The sequence below is a fragment of the Streptomyces viridosporus genome (genome assembly GCF_002078235.1).
In the GTDB taxonomy this organism is placed as follows: domain Bacteria; phylum Actinomycetota; class Actinomycetes; order Streptomycetales; family Streptomycetaceae; genus Streptomyces; species Streptomyces viridosporus.
This window is the reverse complement of the sequence record NZ_MSGP01000914.1, coordinates 1-381: the sequence shown is the minus strand read 5'-3', so window position 1 is coordinate 381 and position 381 is coordinate 1. Positions and strand designations below refer to the sequence as shown.

The window sequence follows — 381 nt, the reverse complement described above, 5'->3', positions numbered from 1 at the left end:
CATCCCACCTCGCGGCTCGGGGGGCCGCAACTGCTGCCGGACATGTTCCACCACGAGCGCGCCGCCGCCGTGGCCTCGCTGGACGTCCTGGCGGCGCTGGAGGGCGACCTGCTGCTGCCCGGGCACGGGCCGCTGCACGAGGGACCGGTCCGGGACGCGGCCCGCCTGGCCCGCGAGCGCGCGGAATAGGGTGGGTGAGGACCACCCACGAGACGAGGACACCCCTGGCATGGCCCTGCAGATCAACGCGACCAACCCGGAGCACCCCGCTCTCCTGTTGGCGCTGCCGTGGCACCTGCCCCTGGAGGAGTGGCCGGAGGAACACCTGGTGCCGCTGCCGCGCGGCATCTCCCGGCACGTGGTGCGCTACGCCCGCGCCGG

General features: G+C 75.1%; 2 pseudogenes. Both read left to right on the top strand.

Features of this window, described 5'->3' with window-relative positions:
- Positions 1 to 189 (top strand): annotated as a pseudogene (locus B7L92_RS43425) (MBL fold metallo-hydrolase); the annotation flags it as partial.
- Positions 190 to 229: 40 nt separating this feature from the next.
- Positions 230 to 381, top strand: a pseudogene (locus tag B7L92_RS43420) (DUF4032 domain-containing protein); the annotation flags it as partial.